General features: G+C 72.4%; 24 protein-coding genes. 6 read left to right on the top strand and 18 right to left on the bottom strand.

Features of this window, described 5'->3' with window-relative positions; all coding sequences use genetic code 11:
- Positions 1-86 precede the first annotated feature (86 nt).
- Positions 87-1055, top strand: coding sequence for a TauD/TfdA family dioxygenase (locus U5640_RS01915; protein ID WP_340374046.1), 969 nt, complete (start codon positions 87-89; stop codon positions 1053-1055).
- A 3-nt stretch (positions 1056-1058) separates the two neighbouring features.
- On the opposite strand, the gene U5640_RS01910 is transcribed toward U5640_RS01915, so the two are convergent.
- From U5640_RS01910 to U5640_RS01895, 4 genes are all read right to left on the bottom strand, one after another.
- Positions 1059-1592, bottom strand: coding sequence for a hypothetical protein (locus U5640_RS01910; RefSeq protein WP_340374045.1), 534 nt, complete (start codon positions 1590-1592; stop codon positions 1059-1061).
- Positions 1593-1597: 5 nt separating this feature from the next.
- Positions 1598-2632 carry an LLM class flavin-dependent oxidoreductase gene (locus tag U5640_RS01905; RefSeq protein ID WP_340374044.1) on the bottom strand — a complete coding sequence of 345 codons (1035 nt, stop codon included), beginning with the start codon at positions 2630-2632 and terminating at the stop codon, positions 1598-1600.
- Positions 2633-2699: 67 nt separating this feature from the next.
- Positions 2700-4205 carry a metallophosphoesterase gene (locus U5640_RS01900; RefSeq protein WP_340374043.1) on the bottom strand — a complete coding sequence of 502 codons (1506 nt, stop codon included), beginning with the start codon at positions 4203-4205 and terminating at the stop codon, positions 2700-2702.
- A gap of 114 nt (positions 4206-4319) precedes the next feature.
- The gene (locus U5640_RS01895) at positions 4320-5132 is read right to left on the bottom strand and encodes an MHYT domain-containing protein (RefSeq protein WP_340374042.1); all 813 of its coding nucleotides are present in this window, start codon (positions 5130-5132) and stop codon (positions 4320-4322) included.
- A 364-nt stretch (positions 5133-5496) separates the two neighbouring features.
- Here U5640_RS01895 and U5640_RS01890 point away from each other — a divergent pair, with 364 nt between their 5' ends.
- Positions 5497-7896, top strand: coding sequence for a M4 family metallopeptidase (locus tag U5640_RS01890; RefSeq protein ID WP_340374041.1), 2400 nt, complete (start codon positions 5497-5499; stop codon positions 7894-7896).
- 94 nt (positions 7897-7990) lie between these two features.
- Here U5640_RS01890 and U5640_RS01885 read toward each other — a convergent pair whose 3' ends face one another.
- Positions 7991-8746 carry a dienelactone hydrolase family protein gene (locus U5640_RS01885; protein WP_340374040.1) on the bottom strand — a complete coding sequence of 252 codons (756 nt, stop codon included), beginning with the start codon at positions 8744-8746 and terminating at the stop codon, positions 7991-7993.
- Between the two features lie 211 nt (positions 8747-8957).
- Between U5640_RS01885 and U5640_RS01880 the strand changes: the two genes are divergently transcribed.
- Complete coding sequence (locus tag U5640_RS01880; protein WP_340374039.1) at positions 8958-9191, top strand: hypothetical protein; 234 nt, start codon at positions 8958-8960, stop codon at positions 9189-9191.
- A 352-nt stretch (positions 9192-9543) separates the two neighbouring features.
- On the opposite strand, the gene U5640_RS01875 is transcribed toward U5640_RS01880, so the two are convergent.
- Positions 9544-10164 carry an L-threonylcarbamoyladenylate synthase gene (locus U5640_RS01875; protein ID WP_340374038.1) on the bottom strand — a complete coding sequence of 207 codons (621 nt, stop codon included), beginning with the start codon at positions 10162-10164 and terminating at the stop codon, positions 9544-9546.
- Between the two features lie 22 nt (positions 10165-10186).
- Positions 10187-10780: a helix-turn-helix domain-containing protein gene (locus U5640_RS01870; RefSeq protein WP_340374037.1), complete on the bottom strand. Its 594-nt coding sequence runs from the start codon at positions 10778-10780 to the stop codon at positions 10187-10189.
- Between the two features lie 173 nt (positions 10781-10953).
- On the opposite strand from U5640_RS01870, the gene U5640_RS01865 reads away from it, so the two are divergent.
- Entirely contained in the window at positions 10954-12486 is a 1533-nt protein-coding gene (locus U5640_RS01865; protein WP_340374036.1) for a helix-turn-helix domain-containing protein, read from the top strand.
- 122 nt (positions 12487-12608) lie between these two features.
- On the opposite strand, the gene U5640_RS01860 is transcribed toward U5640_RS01865, so the two are convergent.
- The 10 genes from U5640_RS01860 to U5640_RS01815 all read right to left on the bottom strand — a co-directional run bounded on the left by U5640_RS01860 (position 12609) and on the right by U5640_RS01815 (position 20131).
- The gene (locus U5640_RS01860) at positions 12609-13826 is read right to left on the bottom strand and encodes a cytochrome P450 (protein WP_340374035.1); all 1218 of its coding nucleotides are present in this window, start codon (positions 13824-13826) and stop codon (positions 12609-12611) included.
- Positions 13826-15067, bottom strand: a complete 1242-nt coding sequence (locus U5640_RS01855; RefSeq protein ID WP_340374034.1) for a cytochrome P450 — start codon at positions 15065-15067, stop codon at positions 13826-13828. The genes U5640_RS01860 and U5640_RS01855 overlap by 1 nt, the downstream gene beginning before the upstream one ends.
- Positions 15064-15711, bottom strand: a complete 648-nt coding sequence (locus U5640_RS01850) for an ATP/GTP-binding protein (RefSeq protein WP_340374033.1) — start codon at positions 15709-15711, stop codon at positions 15064-15066. The genes U5640_RS01855 and U5640_RS01850 overlap by 4 nt, the downstream gene beginning before the upstream one ends.
- Entirely contained in the window at positions 15683-16069 is a 387-nt protein-coding gene (locus U5640_RS01845) for a DUF742 domain-containing protein (RefSeq protein ID WP_340374032.1), read from the bottom strand. Before U5640_RS01845 ends, U5640_RS01850 begins: the two co-directional genes overlap by 29 nt.
- Positions 16066-16488: a roadblock/LC7 domain-containing protein gene (locus U5640_RS01840; RefSeq protein WP_340374031.1), complete on the bottom strand. Its 423-nt coding sequence runs from the start codon at positions 16486-16488 to the stop codon at positions 16066-16068. The genes U5640_RS01845 and U5640_RS01840 overlap by 4 nt, the downstream gene beginning before the upstream one ends.
- Complete coding sequence (locus tag U5640_RS01835; RefSeq protein ID WP_340374030.1) at positions 16485-17888, bottom strand: ATP-binding protein; 1404 nt, start codon at positions 17886-17888, stop codon at positions 16485-16487. Before U5640_RS01835 ends, U5640_RS01840 begins: the two co-directional genes overlap by 4 nt.
- Positions 17889-18108: 220 nt before the next feature.
- A complete protein-coding gene (locus U5640_RS01830) occupies positions 18109-18576 on the bottom strand; it encodes a hypothetical protein (RefSeq protein ID WP_340374029.1) in 468 nt (155 codons plus the stop codon).
- Positions 18577-18686: 110 nt separating this feature from the next.
- Positions 18687-19115, bottom strand: a complete 429-nt coding sequence (locus U5640_RS01825) for a hypothetical protein (protein ID WP_340374028.1) — start codon at positions 19113-19115, stop codon at positions 18687-18689.
- A 61-nt stretch (positions 19116-19176) separates the two neighbouring features.
- Positions 19177-19545, bottom strand: a complete 369-nt coding sequence (locus tag U5640_RS01820) for a metalloregulator ArsR/SmtB family transcription factor (RefSeq protein ID WP_340384878.1) — start codon at positions 19543-19545, stop codon at positions 19177-19179.
- Positions 19546-19756: 211 nt separating this feature from the next.
- The gene (locus U5640_RS01815; RefSeq protein ID WP_055633293.1) at positions 19757-20131 is read right to left on the bottom strand and encodes a hypothetical protein; all 375 of its coding nucleotides are present in this window, start codon (positions 20129-20131) and stop codon (positions 19757-19759) included.
- A 220-nt stretch (positions 20132-20351) separates the two neighbouring features.
- On the opposite strand from U5640_RS01815, the gene U5640_RS01810 reads away from it, so the two are divergent.
- Entirely contained in the window at positions 20352-20804 is a 453-nt protein-coding gene (locus tag U5640_RS01810; RefSeq protein ID WP_340374027.1) for a flavodoxin family protein, read from the top strand.
- Positions 20805-20811: 7 nt separating this feature from the next.
- Here U5640_RS01810 and U5640_RS01805 read toward each other — a convergent pair whose 3' ends face one another.
- Entirely contained in the window at positions 20812-21264 is a 453-nt protein-coding gene (locus U5640_RS01805; protein ID WP_340374026.1) for a hypothetical protein, read from the bottom strand.
- A 424-nt stretch (positions 21265-21688) separates the two neighbouring features.
- Here U5640_RS01805 and U5640_RS01800 point away from each other — a divergent pair, with 424 nt between their 5' ends.
- A complete protein-coding gene (locus U5640_RS01800; protein ID WP_340374025.1) occupies positions 21689-23959 on the top strand; it encodes a M4 family metallopeptidase in 2271 nt (756 codons plus the stop codon).
- Positions 23960-24067: the final 108 nt, after the last annotated feature.

Here is a 24067-nt window from a genome sequence, read left to right as displayed (position 1 = left end):
CGGGCCGGACCGGAGGCACTGTCGCCACGGCGGCGACGGACTGTCACGATCTTCGGCGAGGGGTGTTCACGACGATCGGAGCGGGCATGACGACGGACTTCGACAGCCAGGCGGCGGGCGCGGCCGGGGTGGAGGTGAAACCGGTCGCCGGGCACATCGGCGCCGAGGTCGAGGGCGTGGACCTGGCCGCAGGCCTCGACGACGCCCAGGTCGCCGCGATCCGGGCGGCCGTGCTGCGCTGGAAGGTGGTGTTCTTCCGCGGCCAGCGCCTCGACCACGCCGGACACGTGGCCTTCGCCCGGCGGTTCGGCGAGCCCGTCGTGCTGCGCCGACGGGGCAGCGCCTCACCGGCGGACTTCCCGGAGATCGAGACCACCGCCGACCGGCTGGAGCTCGGTGGCAGATTCGGCATGGAGCACGACGAATGGCTCCAGCGCCGCAGGCACACCCTGCTGCGCGGCTGGCACTGCGATCACGGCGCCCGGATCGACCCGCCGGCCGCGACGATCCTGCGCGCCGAGACGGTCCCGCCCTACGGCGGGGACACCACCTGGTCCAACCTGGCCGCCGCGTATGCCGGACTGTCCGCACCCGTCCAAGAGTTCGTGGACCGGCTGAGGGCCGAGCACCGCCTCGGCGTCGGCTACCAGCCGCGGCCCGGCGAGGACGCCTACGTCCGCCATCTGCTCGACCACCAGGTCGCCGCACTGCACCCGCTGGTCCGGGTCCACCCGGAGACCGGGGAGCGGATCCTGTACGTCAACGGCTACTACGTCGAGCAGATCGCCGACGTCTCCCGGGCCGAGAGCCGTGCCCTCCTCGAGCTGCTGCTGGAACAGGCGGTGCGCCCCGAGTACACCGTCCGCTTCCGCTGGGAGCCCGGCAGCGTGGCCTTCTGGGACAACCGGGCCACCATCCACCTCGCCCCCGCCGACAACGCCCACCTCGGCTTCCCCCGCACCATGCACCGCGTGATGCTCGCCGGTGACGTCCCGGTCGGGGTGGACGGCAAGCCCTCGGAGCCGATCACGGGCACCGAGCCGGGCCGGTGGTGAGGCTCACGGCCCGGGCTCGGCGCGTGCCACGAACGGACGCTCGTCCTGCGGGAGGAACACGAGGAACTCACGGGTGCCGTGAACCACGCGGGCCAGGCCCAGCCGCCGGTCCGCGCGCACCACGGCCTCGACGAGCGCGCCGCCCTCGGCGATCCGCTCGGGCCGCACGTGCCGTCGTACCAGCTCCGCCGCCCGCCCGCTCACCCAGAGCCCGACCCGCGCCCCCTGCTTGAGGGCCGCCAGCAGTTCCGCACGCAGGGGCCCCGGCACCGCGCCCCGCACCCGGTGGCGCAGGCGATCCTCGACCGTGGGTTCGGGATCTCCGTGCACCTGCGCGCGGCAGTCCGGGCAGGCCGTGTTCCGGGTCGGGTCGAACGGGCCGCGGTACACCGTGAGCCGGTCACCGGGGATCCCGCACAGCGACGCGCCCTTCGACAGCCCGTGGCCGGTGCCCGGTCCGTCGCTCTCCTCGCAGAGCGCGAAGAACGGCTGTCGCCCGGCCCCGAGACGCCACCCGTCCCGTTCCGGACCCCCCACGGCGCTCAGCCGGCCACCGCCGGCCGCCACCCGAGCGCCGGGCCCAGCTTCGTCGCGGTGTCGGTGAGGATCTGCACGTAGTCCTCGTGCTCGAAGGTGAAGGGCAGCGCGAAGGCCACCTCGTCGATCTCGCGGAACGCGGCGTGGGCGTGCAGCCGCTCGGCGATCTCCTCGGAGGTGCCGACCAGGTCCGGCGCGAACAGCAGCCGCGCCGGCCCCTGCGGGGACCGGGTGCGCGGCAGCCGCTTCGCGGCGAACTCCTCGTACTTGGCGCGCTGTGCGGGCGAGGCCGAGTCGGTGGGGACGACCACGAGCCCCTGCGAGACACGGGCGGCCTCGCCGTCGGGGTGCGCGGCACGGAAGGCCCGTACGTGGGAGAGCTGGATCTCGGCGAAGTCCCTTGTGTCGTCCGGGGCTTCGGCCTTGACGACGGAGCTCGTGAGGAAGTTCATGCCGTGCTCCCCGGCCCACCGCGCCGAGCCGACGCTGCCACCGCCGTACCACAGGCGCCGGCCGAGGCCGGGGGAGTGCGGCTGCACCCGGTCGGAGAACACCTCGAAGCCCTCGACCCCGCTGAAGTCGCTCGCCGACTTGCCCCGCACCAGGTCCAGCAGCCGCCGCACCCGCTCGTAGCCGAAGTCCTCGGCGTCGGCGGAGTCCGGGTAGAGGGCGTCCTTGACCTGGTCGTAGTGCATCGGCGGGCCGACGCTCACCCCCGGGTTGAGCCGGCCGCCGGACAGGACGTCCACCGTCGCCAGGTCCTCGGCCAGCCGCAGCGGGTTCTCCCAGCCCAGCGGGATCACCGCGGTGCCGAGCTCGATACGGCGGGTGCGCTGCGAGGCGGCCGCCAGGACGGCCACGGGGGAGGAGATGCCGTACTGGAGGTGGCGGTGGCGCACCCACGCGCTGTCGAAGCCGAGCCGCTCGCCCAGCTCGATGATCTCCAGCGTGGTCTCGTGCCCCCGCCGCGGGTCGTCCCCCTCGAACAGCCCGATGGTGAGAAACCCGAGCTTGCGCAGCGGGCGTGAGGTGGGCGGCACGGGATCCTCCAGCGGTCGTACGGCGGTACTGCCCCGATTGTGGCAGCCGAACATTGCCGGCGTGTGATCAGACGAGCGGGATGACCACCTCGTCCTCGACCGGGGGGTTCAGTTCCTGGGCGCGGTTGCCGGTGGCCGCGTGACAGCGCAGGCGGATCGACTCCGGGGTGACGTCCAGGCGCAGGAAGCTCTTGAAGAACGGCGGGCTGTACGTCGCGGAGCCGGGCGAGAACAGCTGGGTGTAGATCTTGCGGACGGGGAGCCGAAGGCGCCGCCGCCGTTCCGGGCGGCTCCCGGTGCCCAGCAGGCCCGCGATCAGCCGGATCCGGCGGGTGACCCGGACCTCCGGCCCCGGGGTGCGGGTGGCCGGGATGCCGAGCCGTTCGGCGATCACCGCCTGGGCCTCGGCCTCGCTGAGGGAGAAGAGGCGGCGCAGCCCCAGCCGGCGCCCGTAGAGCCCGCTGTAGAAGGCGAGGGAGTCGCCGCGCAGCGGGTAGCAGCGGAAGTCCTGCTCGGAGACCCCTGCGATCGAGACGCGGGGGATGGTGTGCGTGGCGTGCATGAAGGCCCCGCCGCCGCCCGAGACGACGTACTGGAGGGTGCGGCCGTCCGCCAACGGCACGGGGTAGCGCTGGTAGTTGTGGATGTCGCCGCCGATCGCGGCCACATAGCGGTGCTCCGGGGCGCGGACGATGTCGTCCACCGTCCCGCCGCCCTCGATGGCGCAGGGGTGGTGCTCCCCGTCGACGTAGAGCGGCGAGCCGGTGACGAGTATCTTCGGCCGGGGTCCCCGGGACACTTCGCGCAGCCAGGCGCCCTGCGCGGCGTCCAGGGTGCCCAGCAGGCCGGTGTCGATCCCGACGATCCGCACCGGGCCGGCGTCGATCGCCCAGTACGGCCCCGGCTGCACGGCCAGTTGGTCCGCCGCCGAGCGCGACTTCCGCGCCTCGTCGAGGTGTTGTCCGTCGTGCGGGCGCGGCCGGTGCCACAGCCGGGAGCGCAGCCAGGCGGCGGTCGGCGGGCGGGGGGCGGGCTCGGCGGGCAGCGGCGGGGCGTCGTCGCAGAAGACCCGCATGAACCCGCCGAGGTCCTCGTACCAGTCGTGGTTCCCCGGTATCGCGTAGACGGGCGCGGGGTAGTCCCGGTACGGGCGGAAGAACTTGGTGGCGTAGTCGTCCGCGCTGCCGACCGGGTAGATGACGTCGCTGGCGAGGACGGTGAAGGCGGTCCCCTGACCGACCTTCAGGAACCCTGGCACGACGGCGTACTGGGAAGCGTCGCCCTCGCCCGTGTCGCCGATGACCATGAAGGAGAAGCGGTCGGGGTCGGAGCGCCGGATCACCTTGTCGGCGGGGGCCCCGGCCGCCTGCCGCTGGGCCACCCACCGGTCGCGGGTACGGCCCGTGGGGTCCCCGAACCAGGAGGCCAGCACCCCGTTGCGGGCGGCCCACAGCATCCGTGGATCGAGCCAGGAGATCTTCTCGACCCGGCCGGGCATCAGCGCGCGGTAGGCGCCGGGTTCCGCCTCGCCCCAGCCGGCGCCCGCGGCGGTATCACGTGAGGAGTCAGACACGCGGTGCACCGTAGCAATCCGTCACCCGGCGCCGTGCGCCAAGTACCGCCCCGAGCACCGTGGTTCGCCGTCGGCCGGGCCGTGACCCCACCGCCCGCCGGCCGTGCGCACCGCTCACCCCCCGCTCCACGACCGGCTGACCTGCCGCTTCGGTGGATCGGTCCGTTCGGCCGGAGCGGGCCGGTTCCACTCGCCGTCGCCGAGCACCAGCAGCGGGTCGAACATCACCACCACACCGGCGAGGACGAGGAAGATCACCGGTCCGATCAGCATCGGCAGCAGCAGCGAGGTGGGGGAGTCCCCGGCCCAGGACGACGTCGTGCCGTGCACATGGACACCGACCGCGGACATCGCCGTGTAGTGCATCCCGGAGACGGCGAGGCCCATCACCAGGCTGGCGCCGAGGCTCGTCAGGAAGCCGCGGACCGTGACGGCCGCCCACAGCGCGGCGGTGGCCGCGCCGACCGCGATCAGCACCGAGAGGGCGACCAGGAGCGGGTCGTACACGAGGGTGCCGTCGAGCCGCATCGCCGCCATGCCCAGGTAGTGCATCGCGGCGACGCCCAGACCGGTGAGGGTGCCCGCGAGGGGCAGCGCGCCGCGGCCCGCGTCCGGGCGGCCGACGAGGAACACGCCGACGCCGACCACACCGACCGCGACGGCGAGGCTGAGGACGGTCGGCCACACCTCGTAGCCGATCCGGGTCTCCCGCACCCGGAAGCCGATCATCGCGATGAAGTGCATCGTCCAGATGCCGCAGCCGATCGAGGTGGCCCCCAGTACCAGCCAGCCCGTCCGGAAGGAGTCCTTGTCCATCAGTGACCGCACGATGCAGCGCAGCCCGAGGGCCCCTCCCAGGCACGCCATCAGATAGGCCGCCACCGGCGTCACTATCCCGTACCGGAAGCCGTCAATCGTGCCTTCCATCGGCAACTCCCCCCAGAGTCACGGTTGTTCGTGGAGGATTGTCTACGTGTAAGAGTGGGGTGAGGGCAAGCGGACCCGGCGTGTCGCACCGGACGGACAGGGCGTGCACAGTCCGGTCGCAGTCGGCCGCGGGGTGACGGTCCGCGTCCGGCCCGGCACCGAGGGATAACCCTCGAAGCGCCCCGGTCAGGCTGACATGTAACCGTCAAGCCTGTCATTCTCCCTCCCAACTGCCGCACACCAGCGGCGGGACACCCCCCACGCAGTCGCACGGTCCCGCACGACTCAGCTCGTCCCGGACAGCACACCCGTCTGCCCGGTCTGTCACCGGCCGTACCCCTCGGCCGCCGCAGTAGGAGAACGAGTGAGACCCAACCCCCGCAAGCGGACCGCGGTCGGAGCGGCCCTGCTCTCCACCGCCGCCCTTCTGGCCCTCGGCGTCCAGTCGGTCCCGGCAGCCGCCAAGCCCGCGGCCCCGCACCCCACCCCCCTGCGCAGCGGCGGCCTCGCCGCCGACGTCACGCCCGCCCAGCGCACCGCGCTCATCAAGGGCGCCCAGGCGAGGACGGAACGGACGACGGAGTCCCTGGGCCTGCCCGCCGGGACGAAGCTCGTCGTCAAGGACGTCGTCAAGGACAACGACGGCACGGTGCACACACGCTACGAGCGCACCTACGCCGGACTGCCCGTCCTGGGCGGTGACTTCGTCGCGCACACGCCCCCGGCCTCGCTGGCCGCCGGCACGGTGAGCACGACCTTCAACAACAACCGCCGCGCCATCTCGGTCAAGTCGACCACGGCGACGTACAGCAAGGCCTCCGCCGAGACCAAGGCCCTGAAGCGGGCCGCGGCGCTCGACGCGACGGACCCCGCCACCCAGAGCGCCCGCAAGGTGATCTGGGCCGGCGAGGGCACGCCGAAGCTCGCCTGGGAGACCGTGGTCACCGGCCTCCAGGACGACGGCACGCCGAGCCGGCTGCACGTCGTCACCGACGCCCTGACCGGCGCGAAGCTCTCCGAGTTCCAGGACATCAAGACCGGTACCGGCAACAGCCAGTACAGCGGCGCCGTCACCATCGGCACCACGCTGTCCGGGTCGACGTACCAGCTGTACGACACCGCGCGCGGCGGCCACAAGACGTACAGCCTCAACAACGGCACGTCGGGCACCGGCACCCTGATGACCGACACCGACGACACCTGGGGCACGGGTTCCGGCTCCAACACCCAGACCGCCGGTGTCGACGCCCACTTCGGCGCCCAGGTCACCTGGGACTTCTACAAGAACACCTTCGGGCGGAGCGGCATCAAGAACGACGGCGTCGCCGCCTACTCCCGCGTGCACTACAGCTCGTCGTACGTCAACGCCTTCTGGGACGACGACTGCTTCTGCATGACGTACGGCGACGGCTCCGGCGGGACGCACGCGCTGACCTCGCTGGACGTGGCCGGCCACGAGATGAGCCACGGTGTCACCTCCAACACCGCGGGCCTGAACTACTCGGGCGAGCCGGGCGGTCTGAACGAGGCCACCTCGGACATCTTCGGCACGGGGGTGGAGTTCTACGCGAACAACTCCTCCGACGTCGGCGACTACCTCATCGGCGAGAAGATCGACATCAACGGCGACGGCACCCCGCTGCGCTACATGGACCAGCCGAGCAAGGACGGCGCCTCGGCCAACTCCTGGTACTCAGGCGTCGGCAACCTCGACGTCCACTACTCCTCGGGCCCGGCGAACCACATGTTCTACCTGCTCTCCGAGGGCAGCGGCAGCAAGACCATCAACGGCGTCACCTACAACAGCCCGACCTCCGACGGCGTCGCCGTCGCCGGTATCGGCCGGGCCGCGGCGCTCCAGATCTGGTACAAGGCGCTGACGACGTACATGACGTCCAGCACCAACTACGCGGGCGCCCGCACCGCCGCCCTGAACGCCGCCACGGCGCTCTACGGCGCAAGCTCCACGCAGTACGCCGGGGTCGGCAACGCCTTCGCGGGCATCAACGTCGGCAGCCACATCACCGTCCCGTCGAACGGCGTCACGGTCACCAACCCGGGCAGCCAGTCCACCACCGTCGGCAGCGCGGTCAGCCTGCAGGTCTCGGCCAGCAGCACCAACGGCGGCACGCTCGGCTACGCCGCGTCCGGCCTGCCCACCGGCCTGTCGATCAGCTCCACCGGTCTGATCTCGGGCACGCCGACCACGGCCGGCACCTACAGCACCACCGTGACGGTGACCGACTCCACCGGCGCCACCGGCACCGCGTCCTTCACCTGGACGGTCAGCTCCTCCGGCGGCGGCTCCTGCACCTCCACCCAACTGCTGGGCAACAACGGCTTCGAGTCGGGCAACACCACCTGGACCGCGACGAGCGGTGTCATCACCAACTCCAGCAGCCAGGCGGCCCGTACCGGCTCCTACAAGGCGTGGCTCGACGGCTACGGCTCGACCCACACCGACACGCTGTCCCAGTCGGTGACGATCCCGAGCGGCTGCACCAACACCACCTTCACCTTCTACCTCCACGTCGACACGGCCGAGACCACCACCAGCACCCAGTACGACAAGCTGACGGTCACCGCCGGTTCGACCACCCTGGCCACGTACTCGAACCTCAACGCGGCCTCCGGGTACGTCCAGAAGTCCTTCAGCCTCGGCTCCTACGCGGGCTCGACCGTGGCGCTGAAGTTCAGCGGCGTCGAGGACTCCTCGCTCCAGACCAGCTTCGTCATCGACGACACCGCCGTGACGACCGGCTGATCCGCTCTCCGCACCACGACGCCGTCCCGCACGCGGGTTCCCCCCGCGTGCGGGACGGCGTCGCGCCGTGCGGCCGTGGGCGCCCTTCCGCGGTTCAGAAGGTGCGCTTGAGCAGGTCCAGCAGCGCCGCCCAGTGCCGTTCCGCCGCCTTCTCGTCGTACGACGAGGTGTCGGCCTGCGTGTAGCCGTGCTGCGCGCCCTCGTAGACCTCGCAGGTGTGCCGCACGCCGGCCGCCGTCAGGGCGTCCTCCAGCCGCTGGATCTGCTCGGGCGGCAGGGAGTGGTCGTTGTCGGCGTGCCCGAAGTACACCTCGGCGGTGATCCGGCCGGCCACCAGGTGCGGGCTCTCCGGGGTGTCGGTGGCGAGGCGCCCGCCGTGGAAGCCCGCCGCCGCGGCGACCCGCTCGGGGTGCGTGCCGGCGGTCAGCAGGGAGAGCCGCGCGCCCATGCAGTACCCGGTGAGCGCGACCGGGCCGTCCGCGACCAGCGGGCTCTCCTCCAGCCAGCGCAGATAGGCGTCGGCGTCCCGTGCCGCGAGGTCGTTCGTCAGGGACTGCATGAGCGGCATAAGGCTGCCGAAGATCTCCGGCCGCGCGACGGGGTCGATGTACTCCGGCATCTCCACCACCGGGGCGCGTCCGTGCCGGTAGAACACGTTGGGCACGAGCACCGCGTAGCCCGCTGCGGCGAGCCGGTCGGCCATCGCCTTCAGGTGCGGGCGCAGGCCGAACGCGTCCTGGTACAGCAGCACGCCCGGCCGGGGCGACCCGTCGCCCGGATGGGCGAGATAGGCGTCCGCGACGCCGTCCTCGGTGGGGATGTCCACGGCTGTGCCCTGTACGGAGGTCATGGGGGGTGTGCCTCTCTGCGCGGTCGAACTGGGGCTGCGGGACTCATCGTTGCACGCATCACCCACCCCTCGGCGAGGCCCCCCGTCCGAAGGCCGTTGCCGTTCCGTTATCGAGCGGTCCAGGCCCGGTCACAAGGCGACTGCACCCTCGTGGACCGTGATCATGTACGGCCTCTCCGCAGCCCTTTTCGAGTTGAGACAGGTGATCAGCATGTCCGGGTCCCCCAGCAGAGGCCTACGCGTGGTGGCGGTGATCGCCATGGCCGTCGTCCTGGCCGCGACCGGCACACCGGTCATGACCCAGACCTTCGCGGCGCCCGCCGACGCCCCGGCCGACTCCGTCGCCGGGACACAGCGGGCCGAGGGGCGTGAGAAGGCGTCGTCACCTGCACGGGGGGCGGTGCCCCCGCAGCGAGCGCCCGACGCCCGGCACGGGCCCGGGTGAGCCGGACGCTCGACGAGGTCTCACCCGCGGCGACGAAGGTCGAGAAGGGTGCCCCTGTCCGGCGTGACCTGCCGCAGCGCGGAGACGTACCCGGTCAGCACCCGGGTGCGGGCACGGTGGACGTTCCGCTCGGCGGGCCGCTGAGAAGCCGACGTTCGAGGTGTCGTACGACGAGGGCGAGCGACCGGCGCCGAGGCACCCCGCCGAGCCGGGCACCGTCTCGTTGCGCGCGAGGCCGACCGACCGTGACGGCGACACCCTGGTCCGGACGGTGGACCGGGCCTGCCTCACCGTCCGGTGGGACGCAGGACCGCACGGCGTGTCCGGCACCGACAGCGCCCCGGGCACGGGCTCACTCGAACCGTGAGGTGTCCCCGGCCCCGTGCCGCACGATCACCGTCTCGCCCTCGGAGAAGTCGATCACCGTGGTCGGCTCGGTGCCGCAGTCCCCGGAGTCGACCACCCCGTCCACCACGTGGTCGAGCTGGTCCTTGATCTCCCAGCCCTGGGTCATCGGCTCGTCCTCGCCGGGCAGCAGCAGAGTGCTCGACAGCAGGGGCTCGCCGAGCTCGGCCAGCAGGGCCTGGGTGACGACGTGGTCGGGGATGCGGACGCCCACGGTCTTCTTCTTCGCGTGCTGGAGCATGCGCGGCACCTCCCGCGTGGCGGGGAGGATGAAGGTGTAACTGCCCGGCGTCGACGCCTTGATCGCGCGGAACACGTCGTTGTCCAGCCGTACGAACTGCCCGAGCTGGGCGAAGTCCCGGCACACGAGCGTGAAGTGGTGCCGGTCGTCCAGTTTGCGGATGGACCGGATCCGGTCGATGCCGTCCTTGCTGCCCAGTCGGCAGCCCAGCGCGTAGCAGGAGTCCGTCGGGTACGCGATCAGCGCGTCCTCCCGGATGGCCTGCGCGACCTGTGCGATGGTGCGCGGCTGGGGGTTGTCGGGGTGCACGTCGTAGTACTTGGCCATTGGCCGAGCTTATCCGTGGGCATCAGGGCGCGGGCCGGCCGAGCAACCCCACCCAGCTCTCCGTGAGGAGGTCCAGCGCGGTCCCGGGCTCGCTCTGCCAGCCGTGCCGCATCCACTGCCGGGCCAGCCGGTCGAGCTGGGCGAGCGCCAGGAAGCCCCGCATGCGCCGGGAGCCCGGATCGAACCGGCCGGCCCCGTCGAGGGCGGCCCGGACGTCGGTGACCAGCCCGTCGAACCGGCCCTCGACCACCTCGCGCACCTCCGCGTCCACGGCCGCCGCCTCCTCCGCGGCCAGGACGTACGGCCGGATCGCGGACCAGCGCTCCGCCGAGGTCGCCAGCCAGACCGCGATGCCCTCCCGCCCGCCCTCGCGCACCACCTCGACGAGGTGCTCGGTGTCCTCGGCGGTCAGCTCCTCCAGCTCCGCGCAGAGCGCGGTCATCAGGGCCGTGCGGGACGGGAAGTGCGCGTAGAAGGTCACCCGGGTGGTGCCCGCGGCCCGCGCGATGTCGTCGACCGTCGTCCCCGCGTAGCCGTGCTTCCCGAACAGCTCCAGAGCCGTCGACAGCAGCAGCCGACGGGTCATCTGCTTCTGGGCGGCACGCAGCTGGGCCACGGCCCCATCGTACGGTGCGGGCGGCCGGGTCTCATGTCCGTATGGCGGCATATTTACGATCCATCCCGGTATCCGACCGGGCTCGGGCCCGAGCCCGGCGTGAGGTAACGTCCCCGACCGAAATCACTGGTCACGGCCCCGAGGGGGCCGGACGGGACGAGGAGAGCGCGCGCATGACCGGCCGGGACGACGGGAACCGCCACACCGAGGCGACGGGCGGCGCGGACTCGTCATGGGCGCAGGAACTGCTCGACCAGCTGCGCCCCGCCGGGTCCGGTGTCCGGCGGATCGTCGCCTGGCTGGCCACCACCCTCGACGCGACGGTGTCCCTGCTGGACCGCGGTGGCGAGCCGCTCGCCGGGGAGCGGATGCCGCTGGACGACGACCTGTTCGGCGACCTCGTCTGCGGCCGCCTCGCCTCCGCCGCCTGGGAGGGCGACGGCCGCAGTCTGCGGCTCGTCCGGGTCGAACTGCCCGGACCCGGCACGGCCGCCGTCCTCGTCGTCGGTCGGACCGCCCCCTTCGACCGGCGCGCCGCCGAGATCCTCCGGCGCGCCGCGAGCGTCCTGGAACTGCTGCTGCGTGCCCAGCAGACCGTGGCCACCGGCGACCGCCTCGCCCGCGCCACCGCCGACCTGCGTCTGGCCATCCTGCAGCTGCTCATGGTCGAGGACATCGTCGCCGCCCGCCGGGTCGCCGCCGGGCTCTGGCCCGGCCTGCTCGACACCGAGACCACGTGCGTCTACGTCGTGGAGACCAGCCCCGCCGACCGCGACCGCCTCGCCGACGCGTGCGTCGAGGCCACCCGCGACGAGGCCCTCGTCGTCCGCTGCCCGGCCATGGACGGCCATGTCATCGTCGTCGTCCCCGACGACACCACGGCCTCCGCCCTGCGCAGCGTGTGCGAGCGCACCCCCGACGCCCTGCTCGGCGGCAGCGCCCGGCAGCGCCTCGCCGGCACCGCCACCGCCTACGGGCAGGCCGTCAGCGCCCTGGCCGTCGCCCGCTTCCGCCCCGACCAGACCGCCGTCTACGCCGAGCGCACGCACCCCGAGCGCCTGATGGACCCGGACGTCCTGCGCAGCTGGAGCACCCGGCTGCTGCGCCCCCTCGACACCCTCCCGCACCACACCCGTGCCGAACTGCTCGCCACCACCCGCCTCGGACTGGAGTTCACCGCGGTCAGCGCCGCGAAGGTGCTCGGCGTCAGCCGCAACACCGTCCGTGCCCGTATGGAACGGGTCGAGAACCTGCTCGGCACCGACTTCTCCGACCTCACGGTCCGGGCCGCAGTCCATCTGGCGCTCAACACCGAGGTGGCGCTCACCGAGGACACCCGGGTCCGGCCGGCCGGGCCCGCCCGGTTCGGCGACCTGCTCACCGGGCCCGCCCTCGGCACCTGGGCGCGTGACCTGCTGGCCCGCCTGGACACCGACGCCCGCGATCTGCGCCGTACCCTGCGCGCCTGGCTCGCCGCCGGCGGCAACGCCGAACGCGCCGCACAGCTGCTCGGCGTACACGCGCAGACTGTGCGTGAGCACGTCCGCAGCGCCGAACCCGTCCTCGAGCGCCAGCTCCTGGCCTCCGGCAGCGACCTCTACGAGGTCGTCCTCGCGCACCTCGCGACCCGCGAACTCGACCAGCCCGACCTGCGCCAGGACCCGCCCGCGGAATCGGGCCATCCGGACTCACCTGTGCACGACTGAGTCCTCGGCGCCCGCGAACGGGCATCGCCACGATTCACATCCCCGTCCCGCGGCACGTAGGTTCGAGGCACCGCGGGGGTGCGACCGGCACGGGGGTCTGGTCGCATCCCCCGCGGTCGTCCTCAGCCGCGCAGCCGGACCGGGATCTCCTGCCAGCCGAACGCGATGAACGACGGCACCTGCTCCAGCTTCCCGTCGGCCGCGCTCAACTCGGGGAAACGCTCGAAGAGGGTGCTCAGCGCGATCGACGCCTCCATCCGGGCCAGCGGCGCCCCGATGCACCGGTGCACCCCGATCCCGAACGACAGATGGTCCTCCGCCGCCCGCGTCGCGTCGAACACGTCCGCGTCCGGGCCGTAGTGCGCGGGATCCAGATTCGCCGCGGCGTACGTCGTGATGATCGCGTCCCCGGCCGGGATCGTCACCTCGCCGACCTTCAGATCGCTCACCGCGAACCGCAGCGGCAGCGAGGCGATCGACGGGTGGGCCCGCAGCGTCTCGTCGATGACCGCGTCCCAGGAGATCTCCCCGGCGCGCACCGCCGCCAGCTGTTCGGGCCGCCCCAGCAGCGCCACCACCGCGTTCCCGACCAGGTTCACGGTCGTCTCGAACCCGGCCCCGATGACCAGCAGCAGCGTGTACAGCAGCTCCTCGTCGCTGAGGCGGTCCCCGTCCTCGTCGCGCACCCGGATCAGCTCGGTCGTCATGTCGTCGCCCGGCTGCTCCGACTTGTGGGCGATCAGCCCGCCCAGGACCGTGCCGATCCGCTCCTGCACGAACGCGGCGTGCTCCGGGCTCGGGTCCGAGGTGTCCATGATCGCCGCTATCAGCCGGCCGACGGAGTCCCGCATCCCCTCCGGCACCCCGAACAGCTCGCAGATGATCCGCATCGGCAGCGGATGTGCCAGCCCGGCCTTCAGGTCCACCACCTCACCGCCCCGCTCAAGGTCGTCCAGCAGCTCGGCGGTGACCGCCTCCACCCGCTCCCGCAGCGCCTCGGTCCGCCGGTGCGTGAAGCTCGGCGCCACCAGCCTGCGCAGCCGGGTGTGGTCGGCGCCGTACGTCGACAGCATGTTGACCACCCCGACCCAGCCGAGGATCCAGCCCCAGGAGGGGTGCTCGCCGAGTTCCGGCCAGAGCCGCCAGTGCCGGCGCGGGTCCTTGCTGACCTCGGGGTCGAGGATCAGCTGCTTCAGCGTGTCGTATCCGGTGGGCGCCCAGGCGGGGATGCCGCCGGGCAGCTCGACGGGCACGACGGGGCCGAGGGCACGCAGCCGGGCGCTCTCGGCGGTGATGTCGGCGCCGAGCGGGTCGAGGGCGATGCGGTCGGTCACGGTCATCAGGACACTCCTGGCTGGTCGGAAGAGGGCGAGCGAGGGCTGAAACGGACGGGCAGGGCGGTCAGCGAGCGATGGAACGGCCCGGGCCGCCAGGACAGCCGGGCCCGGGGCAGCACCGGGTCCAGGTCCGGCAGCCACTGGGTGAGCTGCTCGATGGCCTCGGTGACGAGCAGCAGCGTGTGCTGCTTGACCGGACAGGCGTGCGCGCCCGCGCCCCAGGACAGGTGCGAGGCGTCGTTCGGATGCCGGCCGTCGGTGACCTCCTGCTCCGAGAAGTGACCGAGCGCCCCGTACGACACCACGACCGGTACCGCGTCCCGCAGCCACACCCCGTGGAAGGAGACGGGTCTGCGCGCGTAGTAGATGCCGTAGTTGGCCAGCGGTGTCTCGTGGTGGAGCACCTCCACGACCGCGTCCAGCACCGGACGGGCGCCGCTGGTGAGGGTGGAGTAGTAGGCCGGGTTGCCGAGGATCCGGGACAGGGTGTTGGACAGCAGGTTCGCGGTCGGCTCGTAGCCGGCCCCGAGGGTGAGGAACACCTGCCAGGTGACCTCCTCGCGGGTGAGCCGGGCCGGATGGTCCAGCAGCCGGCTCGGCAGGTCGTCCCCCGGCGTCCGTGCCTTGGCGTCGATCAGCTCCAGGACGTACCGCGCGTACTGGGCCTCGCCCTCGGCGGCCTGCGCGCCGCCCTCCATCATCTTGCCCAGGCTGTCGTTGAGCCGGTCGCCCTCGTGGTCCGGCAGCCCGAACAGGTCGTTGAGCACCAGCGCCAGCAGCGGCCGTGCGAAGTCCCCGACCAGGTCCGCCTCGCCCAGCGGAGCGATCCGGCCCGCGAGCAGCCGTACCGCGCGGTGCACCCGGCCGCGCAGATCGTGCGGCTCCACCAGGTCGAACACATCGATCAGGGTGGTGCGGTAGCGGACATGGGCGGCGCCGTCGGAGAACAGCGCGTTGGGCCGCCAGCGCATCATGCCGAGCACCGGGGAGTCGGCCGGGACGGTCGTCTCCCAGGCCCTCGGGTCGTGCGTGAAGGTCTCCTCGTCGTGCAGCACGTCCAGCGCGGCCCGCCGGTCCGTGACCACGTACGCCGGTACCCCGGGCGCCAGCTCTGCCCAGCCCACCGGTCCCTGGGCGCGCAGCGCGCCGTAGTAGTGGCGCGGGTCCGAGGCGAAGCCCTCCTCCCACAGGCGCACCGGCGCCGAACGCGAGAAGTCCCGCCGGTCCGGAGGGTAGGTGGTCACCGGACCTCCGCCGGGTCGCGGGTGAGCAGATGGTCGACCAGCGCAAGTAACGCGTCGATCGAGGAGTTCGCGTCCCGGGCGTCGCAGGTCACCATCGGGGTGTCCGCCTCCAGGTCCAGGGCCCGGCGCAGCCGCTCCACCCCGTGGTGCCGGGGCGCGTCCGGGAACTCGTTCAATGCCACCGCGTACGGCAGTCCGCTCTCCTCGACCAGCCCCAGCACGTCGAAGGAGGCGTCGATCCGGCGGCTGTCCACCAGGACCAGCGCGCCCAGCGCCCCGTAGGCGATGTCGTCCCACAGCGCCCGGAACCGCTCCTGTCCGGGCGTGCCGAACAGATAGAGCACCACCCCGCCGGGCAGGCTGACCCGGCCGAAGTCGATCGCGACGGTCGTCGTCGTCTTGTCCCGCACCCCCGCCAGATCGTCCACCTGCGCGGACGCCTCGCTCAGCTGCTCCTCGGTGTGCAGCGGCCGGATCTCCGACACGGAGCCGATCAGGGTCGTCTTGCCCACCCCGAACGGCCCGGCGACCAGGATCTTCACCAGGTCGCGGGCGGTGTCGGGAAGATGGACGCGATCCGTCTCGCCGGGCGCGCCGGTCGTGCCTGAGGGTGCGCTAGTCGTGCTTGAGGGCGCGGAGGCCATCGGCCACTCTCTTCAGCAGGTCGGGGTCGAACCGCCCGGCGGGCGGGATGGGCGGCCGGGCGAGTACCAGGTGCCGGTCTTCGAGGTCGGCCGCCAGCACCCGCACCGCGGACACCGGGAGCCGCAGCAGCGCGGCCGCCTCCACCACGGCCAGCGAGCCGCCCTCCAGGGCTTCCAGCAGGGCGAGTCCGGCGGCCGGCAGTCCCTCGGGTGACCCTTCGGGTGTGCCTCGGGCCAGCGGATCGCCGGTGAGGGCGAGTACCGTCAGCCGCTCCAGGTGCGGGCGGCTGGGCCGGGCCACGCCCCCGGTCGACAGATACGCGGGGACCAGGGGGCGGCCGGCCGGGCGACCGGTCATGCCGGAGCGTTGTCGTCGGCTCCTCTGGGCGCGGCCGCCATGGCCTTCTCACCCAGTCGCGCCACCTGGGAGTGCACCCGGTGCGCCAGCAGGTCGAGGCGCGCCTCGACTCCGCCGTACGCGGCGACACAGGTGCCGTGGTCCGTCGGCACGATGAGGACGTACCCGTGGTCGGACTCGATGACGATCTGCCGGACCTCCGCCCGTTCCCGGTCGGCGAAGGCGGCCGCGGCCGTCCGGCACGCCCCCTGTACGGTGCTGGTGATGGCGGCCACCCGTTCGGCCGACGGCTGCGACAGGGCGTCGGTGTAGCCCGTCACGAGGCCGTCCCGGGTGAGCATGACGGCGGCCACCACGTGCGGCACCTGCAGGATCGGCTCCAGCACCCATGCGGTGTCGCCCGTGTCGCGGCTGGTCATCGGGCCGCTCCTCCTTCTGCGTGGTCGGTCTGGTCGGTCTGGTCGGTCTGGTCGGTGCCGTCCCCGGCCACCTGCGCGGTGGCCGGCTCGTCCGCGCCGGAGCGGGCCGCCGCGGTGCCGGACTGAAGCGCGCCGAGTGCGGCGGCGGCCTCCTCCGGACGGCGGGCCGGCCGGACGGCCGCGGAGTCCTCGGCCACGGCCGCGCGGGAACGGCGGCGGCGTTGGGGCAGGCCGTCGGCGTCCCGGGAGCCGTGGTGCCCGGCGGGCTCCGCGTCCTGGTGCTCCGTTCCGTACGTGTGGGAGGGGGAGGTGCGTTCAGCAGCCGTCGGGCGCGTGGTGCGCGGGGCGCTCGCCGCCGGGGGCCGCTCCTCGGGATCGATCGTGCTCAGCAGATGGCTGTCGACGCGCAGCACCGCGCGCACCCCGCCGTAGGGGGAGGCCGAGGAGACGTCGACGCCGAGGTCGAACTGGCGGGTGAGGCGGCCGATCGCGGCCAGTCCCATGCGCGGCGGATCGCCCAGCCCGGTCAGCAGGATCGGCTCGTCGCCGGCCACCAGCCGCTGGGCGCGCTCGCGTTCGTCGCGCGTCATGCCGAGGCCGGCGTCGTCGACGGTGATGCACACCCCGTGGTGGACGTGCTCCAGGCCGACCACGACGTCGGTGTCGGGGGAGGAGTGGCGCAGCGCGTTGTCGAGCAGTTCCGCGACGATGATCGCGACCGGCTCCACGGCGTGCGAGACGAGGGCGGTGCCGGGCTCCAGATGGTTGTGGACCCGCACCCGCTGGTACCCCGCGAGCCGGGCCTGGCCGCCGGTGACCGCGTCCACGACGTGGGACTCCTCGCGGGCGAGCCCCACCCAGGCCCCGCAGACCACCGCGGTGACCTGGGCGCGGCGCAGCGACTGCTCGTTCTCGTGGTCGAGCCGGAACAGCGTCTGGGCCAGCTCCGGGTCGTCGTAGCGCTGTTGCAGCACGCGCAGGGCGTCCTGGAGGCGGTACAGGGCCGCCTGGATCTCCCGGGTGGCGCCGCGCATCCCGGCCTGCGCGGCGGCGTCCACCCGGGTGCGCTGGGCGAGCACCTCCGACTGGAGCGCGAGGAGCACGTTCTCCATGGCGATGCCGAGCGGGGTGCCGACGGTCAACGGCTGCAGCGGGCCCGGGACGTCGAGGTGCCGATGGGCGACCTGGCGGGCGGCGGCGGGCACGCGGTGCGCCGCCAGATGCTCGACCTCGGCCGTGAACGCCCTGACGGTCCCGTCGAGTCGGGTGCGCAGGGCGGCCGTCTCGGCCTGCGCGCGGGCGCGTTGCCTCCGGGCCCGCAGCAGGCCGCCGCCCAGGGCGAACGCGGACAGCGTGCCGACGGTCAGACCGCCGGCCACCAGGTCCGGTAATTCGATCATCGATTCGGGTTCCAGGAAGGGGTCGCATCGGGGTTCTCGCAGCACAGTACACACCGTCGTCGGCCGCTCCTGCCCGGTTGGGCGGGAGTTCAGCGCGAAACCGACCGACTTCTGTTCGGTTCTGCGTCGAGTGCCTGAAATGCCTTTGCCCATACGTGAGTTGAAAACGGGGAGCGATCCCTGTTCCGGGCGCCTGCCCGGGGCGTCGTCGTCGCCGGCCCTACTCCGCGCCGATCGGCGTCAGCACGGCAAGGGTGCCGTTGGCCTGGCGCAGGGCCAGTTCCAGCGTGCCGGGCGCGTGCAGGGCGCCGGTGCCGTCCGGTGGCACGAGCCACTCCAGGAACCGGGCCGGCCGGTACGGCGGGGGCACCGCGACCCAGGAGCCCCGGCGGGCGTGCCGCAGCCCGGCCCCGATCCACCGGCTGCCCGGGTCGGGCGGCAGGAAGAAGCCCACCCGGTGGGCGGCCGTGTCCACCAGGGTCGGCCCCGGCACCGGCAGCGCGGGCTGCCACAGCAGATCCAGCGTGAGCAGACCGAGCCGGTCCGGGACGCTCAGCACGTCCCAGTACCGGCCCGCCTGGAGCAGGGCGATCCCGTCGCCCTGGTCCCACTCGCGTTTGCAGACCCGAGGGTCCGTCGCCGCGGCGGAGAGCCACTCCACGCCGCGTTCCCACATCGCATCGCTCATCGTCCGGCTCCGTGTGCTGTCCCCAGGACCCGGCGACGGACCAGCGCGGCACCGGGCAAGGCCGTCGGCCGCACTGTGCCGACTCGGCATCTGCATGCTGGTAGATATTTCTACCTGGCGGAAGGGGTGGCGGACCGTGGCGTTTCGGTCTGTTTCGTTCGACTTTCGCACTGGTGTTCGGTCGGGGGCCGGTGGACCTCCGTCTCGCCGGACCAGGAGATGCGGGTGTCGTCGAGGTGCTTCTCCACCTCCGCCGTCTTCACCTCGGCGTGGCCCTCGTCCAGGTTGCCGGCATGGACGCGGACGAGGTCGAGGCCCCCGGAACCGCCGGGCCCTCCGGAGGGCATGCCCGAGGGCATCGCGCCGCCCGGGCCGCCGTACGAGGTGGAGGCCGTCGTCCCGGAGGAGTGCGGGGAACATCCCGTCATCGTCGCCACGGCGGCGACTCCGCCGGCGAACAGCGCCTGGTTCATGAACCGGCGGCGGCTGCGCTCGGCTGCGGGGGTGCGGGGTCGGTGTCCGCGGTCGTCTCGATGCATGCGGTCGAGGCTCCGGGCTCTCCTCTGAAGCCGACCCGAAGACCGCCGTCGCGTCCCCTCGTCACACCCGTCGGCCCCCGCCGTGCGGCACCGGCAGCGGCGGGTCCGCCTGGCGCAGCTCGGCGAGCAGCTCGTTCTGGCCCGCGAGGAGCTCGGTGAGGATCCGGCGGGCCGCCCGCAGCAGTTCGGCCACGTCGCCGCCGGCGAGCGCGTAGCTCACCGTCGACCCCTCCCGGATCGACACCACGATCCCGGAGCGGCGCAGCACGGCCAGCTGCTGGGACAGGCTGGACGGTTCGATCTCGATCTCGGTGAGCAGGTCCCGTACGGGGACGGGGCCGCCCTGCAGCAGTTCGAGGACCCGGATGCGCACCGGGTGCCCCAGCATGCGGAAGAACTCGGCCTTGGCCTGGTAGAGGGGGACCTGCATGGTCAATCGCTCGCTCCTGCCGCGTTCGCCGGATGGGCCCGTCCGCGCGGCGGCCCGGCGTCGTACGCCGCCGCGCGTGGTCCTGCGTCGGGATCCCGTTCCGATCCTCCTGGTTGGAGGCTCCGCACACCCGTGTGATGCGCTGATCTGGATGTGTCGAGATGAAGAAATCTTCAATTCATGGGCATGCGAAGCCGGGGACCTGGAGTCTCTACACCTCGATCTCGTTCTCGATGCGCTTGAGCTGGTGGCGGGCCATGGCCAGGTTGGAGCGCTCCCGGTCCAGGACGAGATAGATGAACAGCCCGCTGCCGGTACGGCCCTTGACGAGCCGGATGAGGTGGTACTGGCTGCCCAGGGTGATCAGGATGTCCTCGATCTCTCCCTTCAGGCCCAGGTGTTCCATCGTGCGGACCTTGGCCCGGATCACATCGGTGTTGCCCGCGGCGGCGACGGCCAGGTCAAGGTCCTTGCCGCCGCCCATCGTGCCCAGGGCCATCCCGCTCGTGTAGTCCACGACGGCGGCCCCCATCGCGCCCTCCACCGCGGTCATCATCTCCTTGAGAGAGATCTCCACATTCGCCATGGCGCTCCTCCTGCCGGTTGCACGGGCCCGGACTCCTCCGGTCCCGCTGGTGCATCCGAACGTACGGACCGCGTCCGCCACGAGGGCCGCGTGCTCCGGGACTGGCCCAAGGACGTTCGAAACACGAAGATCCACGCGACTTTTTGACCACCGAAGGGTGGGAGTTGACCGGGTGCCCCGCGCTTGCGGTGGGCCGGCCGAGCGGGCAGGGTTCCGTGGCGTGGCCACCTTGCTGATCGTCCATCACACCCCGTCCCCCCACTGCCAGGCGATGTTCGAGGCGGTGCTCGCGGGGGCGACCGACCCGGAGATCGAGGGGGTCCGGGTGGTGCGCCGGGCCGCCCTCGCCGCCACCGCCTCGGACGTCCTGGAGGCCGACGGCTATCTGCTCGGCACCCCCGCGAACCTCGGGTACATGTCGGGCGCGCTCAAGCACTTCTTCGACCAGGTCTACTACCCCTGCCTCGACACCACCCGGGGGCGCCCGTTCGGCTATTACGTCCACGGCGGCAACGACGTCACCGGCGCCGTGCGCGCCGTCGGGACCGTCACCACCGGACTGGGCTGGCGCGGCGCGGCCGACCCGGTCACCGTCACCGGGGAACCCGGCAGGGCGGACCTGCGGGCCTGCTGGGAACTGGGCGCGACGGTGGCCGCCGGACTGATGGAGTGAGCGGGGCTCAGTTCCAGAGCGGGTAGGTCACGACCCGCGGGAAGTGGTCCGGCCGGGCCCCGGTGTAGGTGAGGGTCATCCGGCTGTAGTGCTGCACCCGCGGGTGCTTCTTCCACGGTTTGGGATGGTCGAGGGTCACCTTCACGGCGTACGGGTGGAAGTGGCCGGCCGCGCAGTACGGGACGCAGTCGTTGACCACGTTGACCCCGCTCGCCCGTGCCGTCCGCGTGCCCCAGTGCTTCCAGTGCAGCGAGGTCAGCCGGCTGTTGCCGTCGCCGCAGGCCAGCACGAAGGCGCCCGGCCGGACCTGCGCGTGCCAGAAGCAGTCCACCAGGACCGGCACGGCCACCTGCCGTGCCCCGGCCGACGGCGCGCCCGGTGTGGCCGAGGCGGTGCCGATCGCCGCGGTCAGTCCCAGCGCCGCACAGAGCATCACCGCTGTCCTCGTGACGTGTCGCATGTCGGCTCCCGCCCGCCCGTCCCGGGACCGGGTGCGTCCCGGGTTGTCCGGTACCGACCGTACGACGATGCGCGCGGCACGACCACTCGAACGGAGCAGTGGCGACTCGTTCGGCGTAGCGCGCCGATCGCGGTGCGGCCGAAAATCTGCGCTCCGCGGGCCGAATCCCCAGCCCGGCATGGTCATTTCCGGCCGAAGTCTTGGCATTCCCATGACAAAGCTGTGCACGCAGTGCCACTCTGCTGCGGTCATTCACCGTTCCTTCACATCCCCCTCATGAGGTGGATGCCCGACCACCCCCCACTCCCTCACCCCCCACCTCCTTCCACCCGCCAGTCGTGCAGCGCTCCGGACCGGCCCATCCCGTCGGCCCGCCCCCCTCGGCCCCCACCAGAGGCCGACCGTCGCACCGAAGGAGAACCCGTTGCCCCGGCGACACCATGCCACCCCCCGGCGCAGACGCGCCTCGCTCATCGCCCTCACCACCGCCGGCACCCTGCTCACCCTCGGGATGCAGACCGGCGCCGCCTCCGCGGCACCCACCGACCCCGGCCCCGGCAGGATCACCGCCACGCCCCGGGCCGGCGCCGAACCAACCGCTCTGTCCCCGGCCCGCCGCGCCTCGCTCATCAAGAGCGCGCAGACCGCCGCCGGCACGACCGCCCAGCGGCTCGGCCTCGGCGGACAGGAGAAGCTGGTCGCCAAGGACGTCATCAAGGACGCCGACGGCACCACCCACACCCGCTACGAGCGCACCTACGCCGGGCTGCCCGTCCTCGGCGGTGACCTTGTCGTGCACGACAGGGGCGGCCGCACCACCGTGACGAAGGCGAGCGGAGCCACCCTGAAGGTGCCCTCGCTGACCCCGAAGCTCTCCGCCTCGAACGCCACCGACAAGGCGCTCGCCGCCTCGAAGAAGGCCGACGTCAAGAGCTCCGCGACCGAGAACGCGCCCCGCCTGGTCGTCTGGGCCGGAACCGGCAGGCCCGTCCTCGCCTGGGAGACGGTCGTCGAGGGCGTCCAGGAGGACGGCACCCCGAGCGAACTCCAGGTCGTCACCGACGCCACCACGGGCAAGCAGATCCAGGCCGCGGAGAAGGTGCACACCGGCACCGGCACCGGCCAGTACGTCGGCACGGTCCCGCTCGGCACCACGCAGTCGGGCTCGACGTACCAGCTCACCGACCCGGGCCGCGCCGGGCACAAGACGTACGACCTCAACCAGGGCACCTCGGGCACCGGGACACTGTTCACGGACGACAACGATGTCTGGGGCAACGGTCTGCCGTCCAACCGCCAGACCGCCGGTGTCGACGTGGCCTTCGGCGCCGCCGCCACCTGGGACTACTACAAAGAGGTTTACGGTCGCAACGGCATCCGCAACGACGGGGTCGCCGCCTACAGCCGGGCCCACTACGGCAGCTCCTACGTCAACGCGTTCTGGCAGGACAGCTGCTTCTGCATGACGTACGGCGACGGCTCGGGCAACACCCACCCGCTGACCGCCCTCGACGTGGCCGCCCACGAGATGAGCCACGGCGTCACCGCCGCCACCGCCAACCTCACCTACTCCGGGGAGTCCGGCGGCCTGAACGAGGCGACCTCGGACATCTTCGCCGCGGCCGTCGAGTTCTACGAGAACCTCCCGGCCGACCCCGGTGACTACCTCGTCGGCGAGAAGATCGACATCAACGGCAACGGCACCCCGCTGCGCTACATGGACAAGCCCTCCAAGGACGGCTCCTCCAGCGACAGCTGGAGCTCCACCCTGGGCGGCCTCGACGTCCACTACTCCTCGGGCCCCGCGAACCACTTCTTCTACCTGCTCTCCGAGGGCAGCGGCGCCAAGACGATCAACGGCGTCTCCTACAACAGCCCGACCTCCGACGGCCGGGCCGTGACCGGCATCGGCATCACCAACGCCGCCGCGATCTGGTACCGGGCGCTGACGACGTACATGACCTCGTCGACGAACTACGCCGGTGCCCGCACCGCCACCCTCTCGGCCGCCGCCGACCTCTTCGGCGCCTACAGCCCGACCTACCTCGCCGTCGCCGACGCCTGGGCCGGCATCAACGTCGGCAACCGGATCGCCCTCGGCGTCAACGTCGCGCCGATCGCCGACCAGACCAGCGGCATCGGCCAGGCGGTCAGCCTCCAGGTGGACGCCTACACCACCAACTCGGGCGCCGGTCTGACCTACGAGGCGACCGGACTGCCGGACGGGCTGAGCATCAGCCCGAGCGGTCTCATCTCGGGCACGCCGACCACCCTGGGCACCGGTGACGTGACCCTCAAGGTCACCGACAGCACGGGGGCGTCCGTCACGGACACCTTCAGCTGGCGTATCGCGTACATCTACGCCAACGCCACCCGGGTCGACATCCCGGACAACGGCGCCGCCGTCGAGTCCCCGGTCACCATCACCGGCCGCGACGGCAACGCCTCCGCCACCACCTCGGTCTACGTCAACATCGTCCACACCTACCGCGGTGACCTGACGGTCGACCTGGTCGGCCCGAACGGCACGGTCTACTCGCTGCTCAACCGCAGCGGCGGCTCCGCCGACAACGTCGACCAGACCTTCACCGTCAACGCCTCCGCCCAGCCGCTCAACGGCACCTGGAAGCTCCGCGTCCAGGACCGCGCGTCGATCGACGTCGGCTACATCCAGAACTGGCAGCTGACGCCCTGACCCGGATCGTCCCCTGACCTCGGGCGGCACGGCCGCCCCGGGGCCGGGGGACGGCTCCACGACCACCGCCGCCCGGGCCCCCGAGGGGCCGGGCGGCGGCCCGTGCCG

The sequence above is a fragment of the Streptomyces sp. SS7 genome, from assembly GCF_037993025.1.
In the GTDB taxonomy this organism is placed as follows: Bacteria; Actinomycetota; Actinomycetes; order Streptomycetales; family Streptomycetaceae; genus Streptomyces.
Note: the sequence above shows the minus strand (reverse complement) of the source record. Positions and strands in the feature narration are given on the sequence as shown.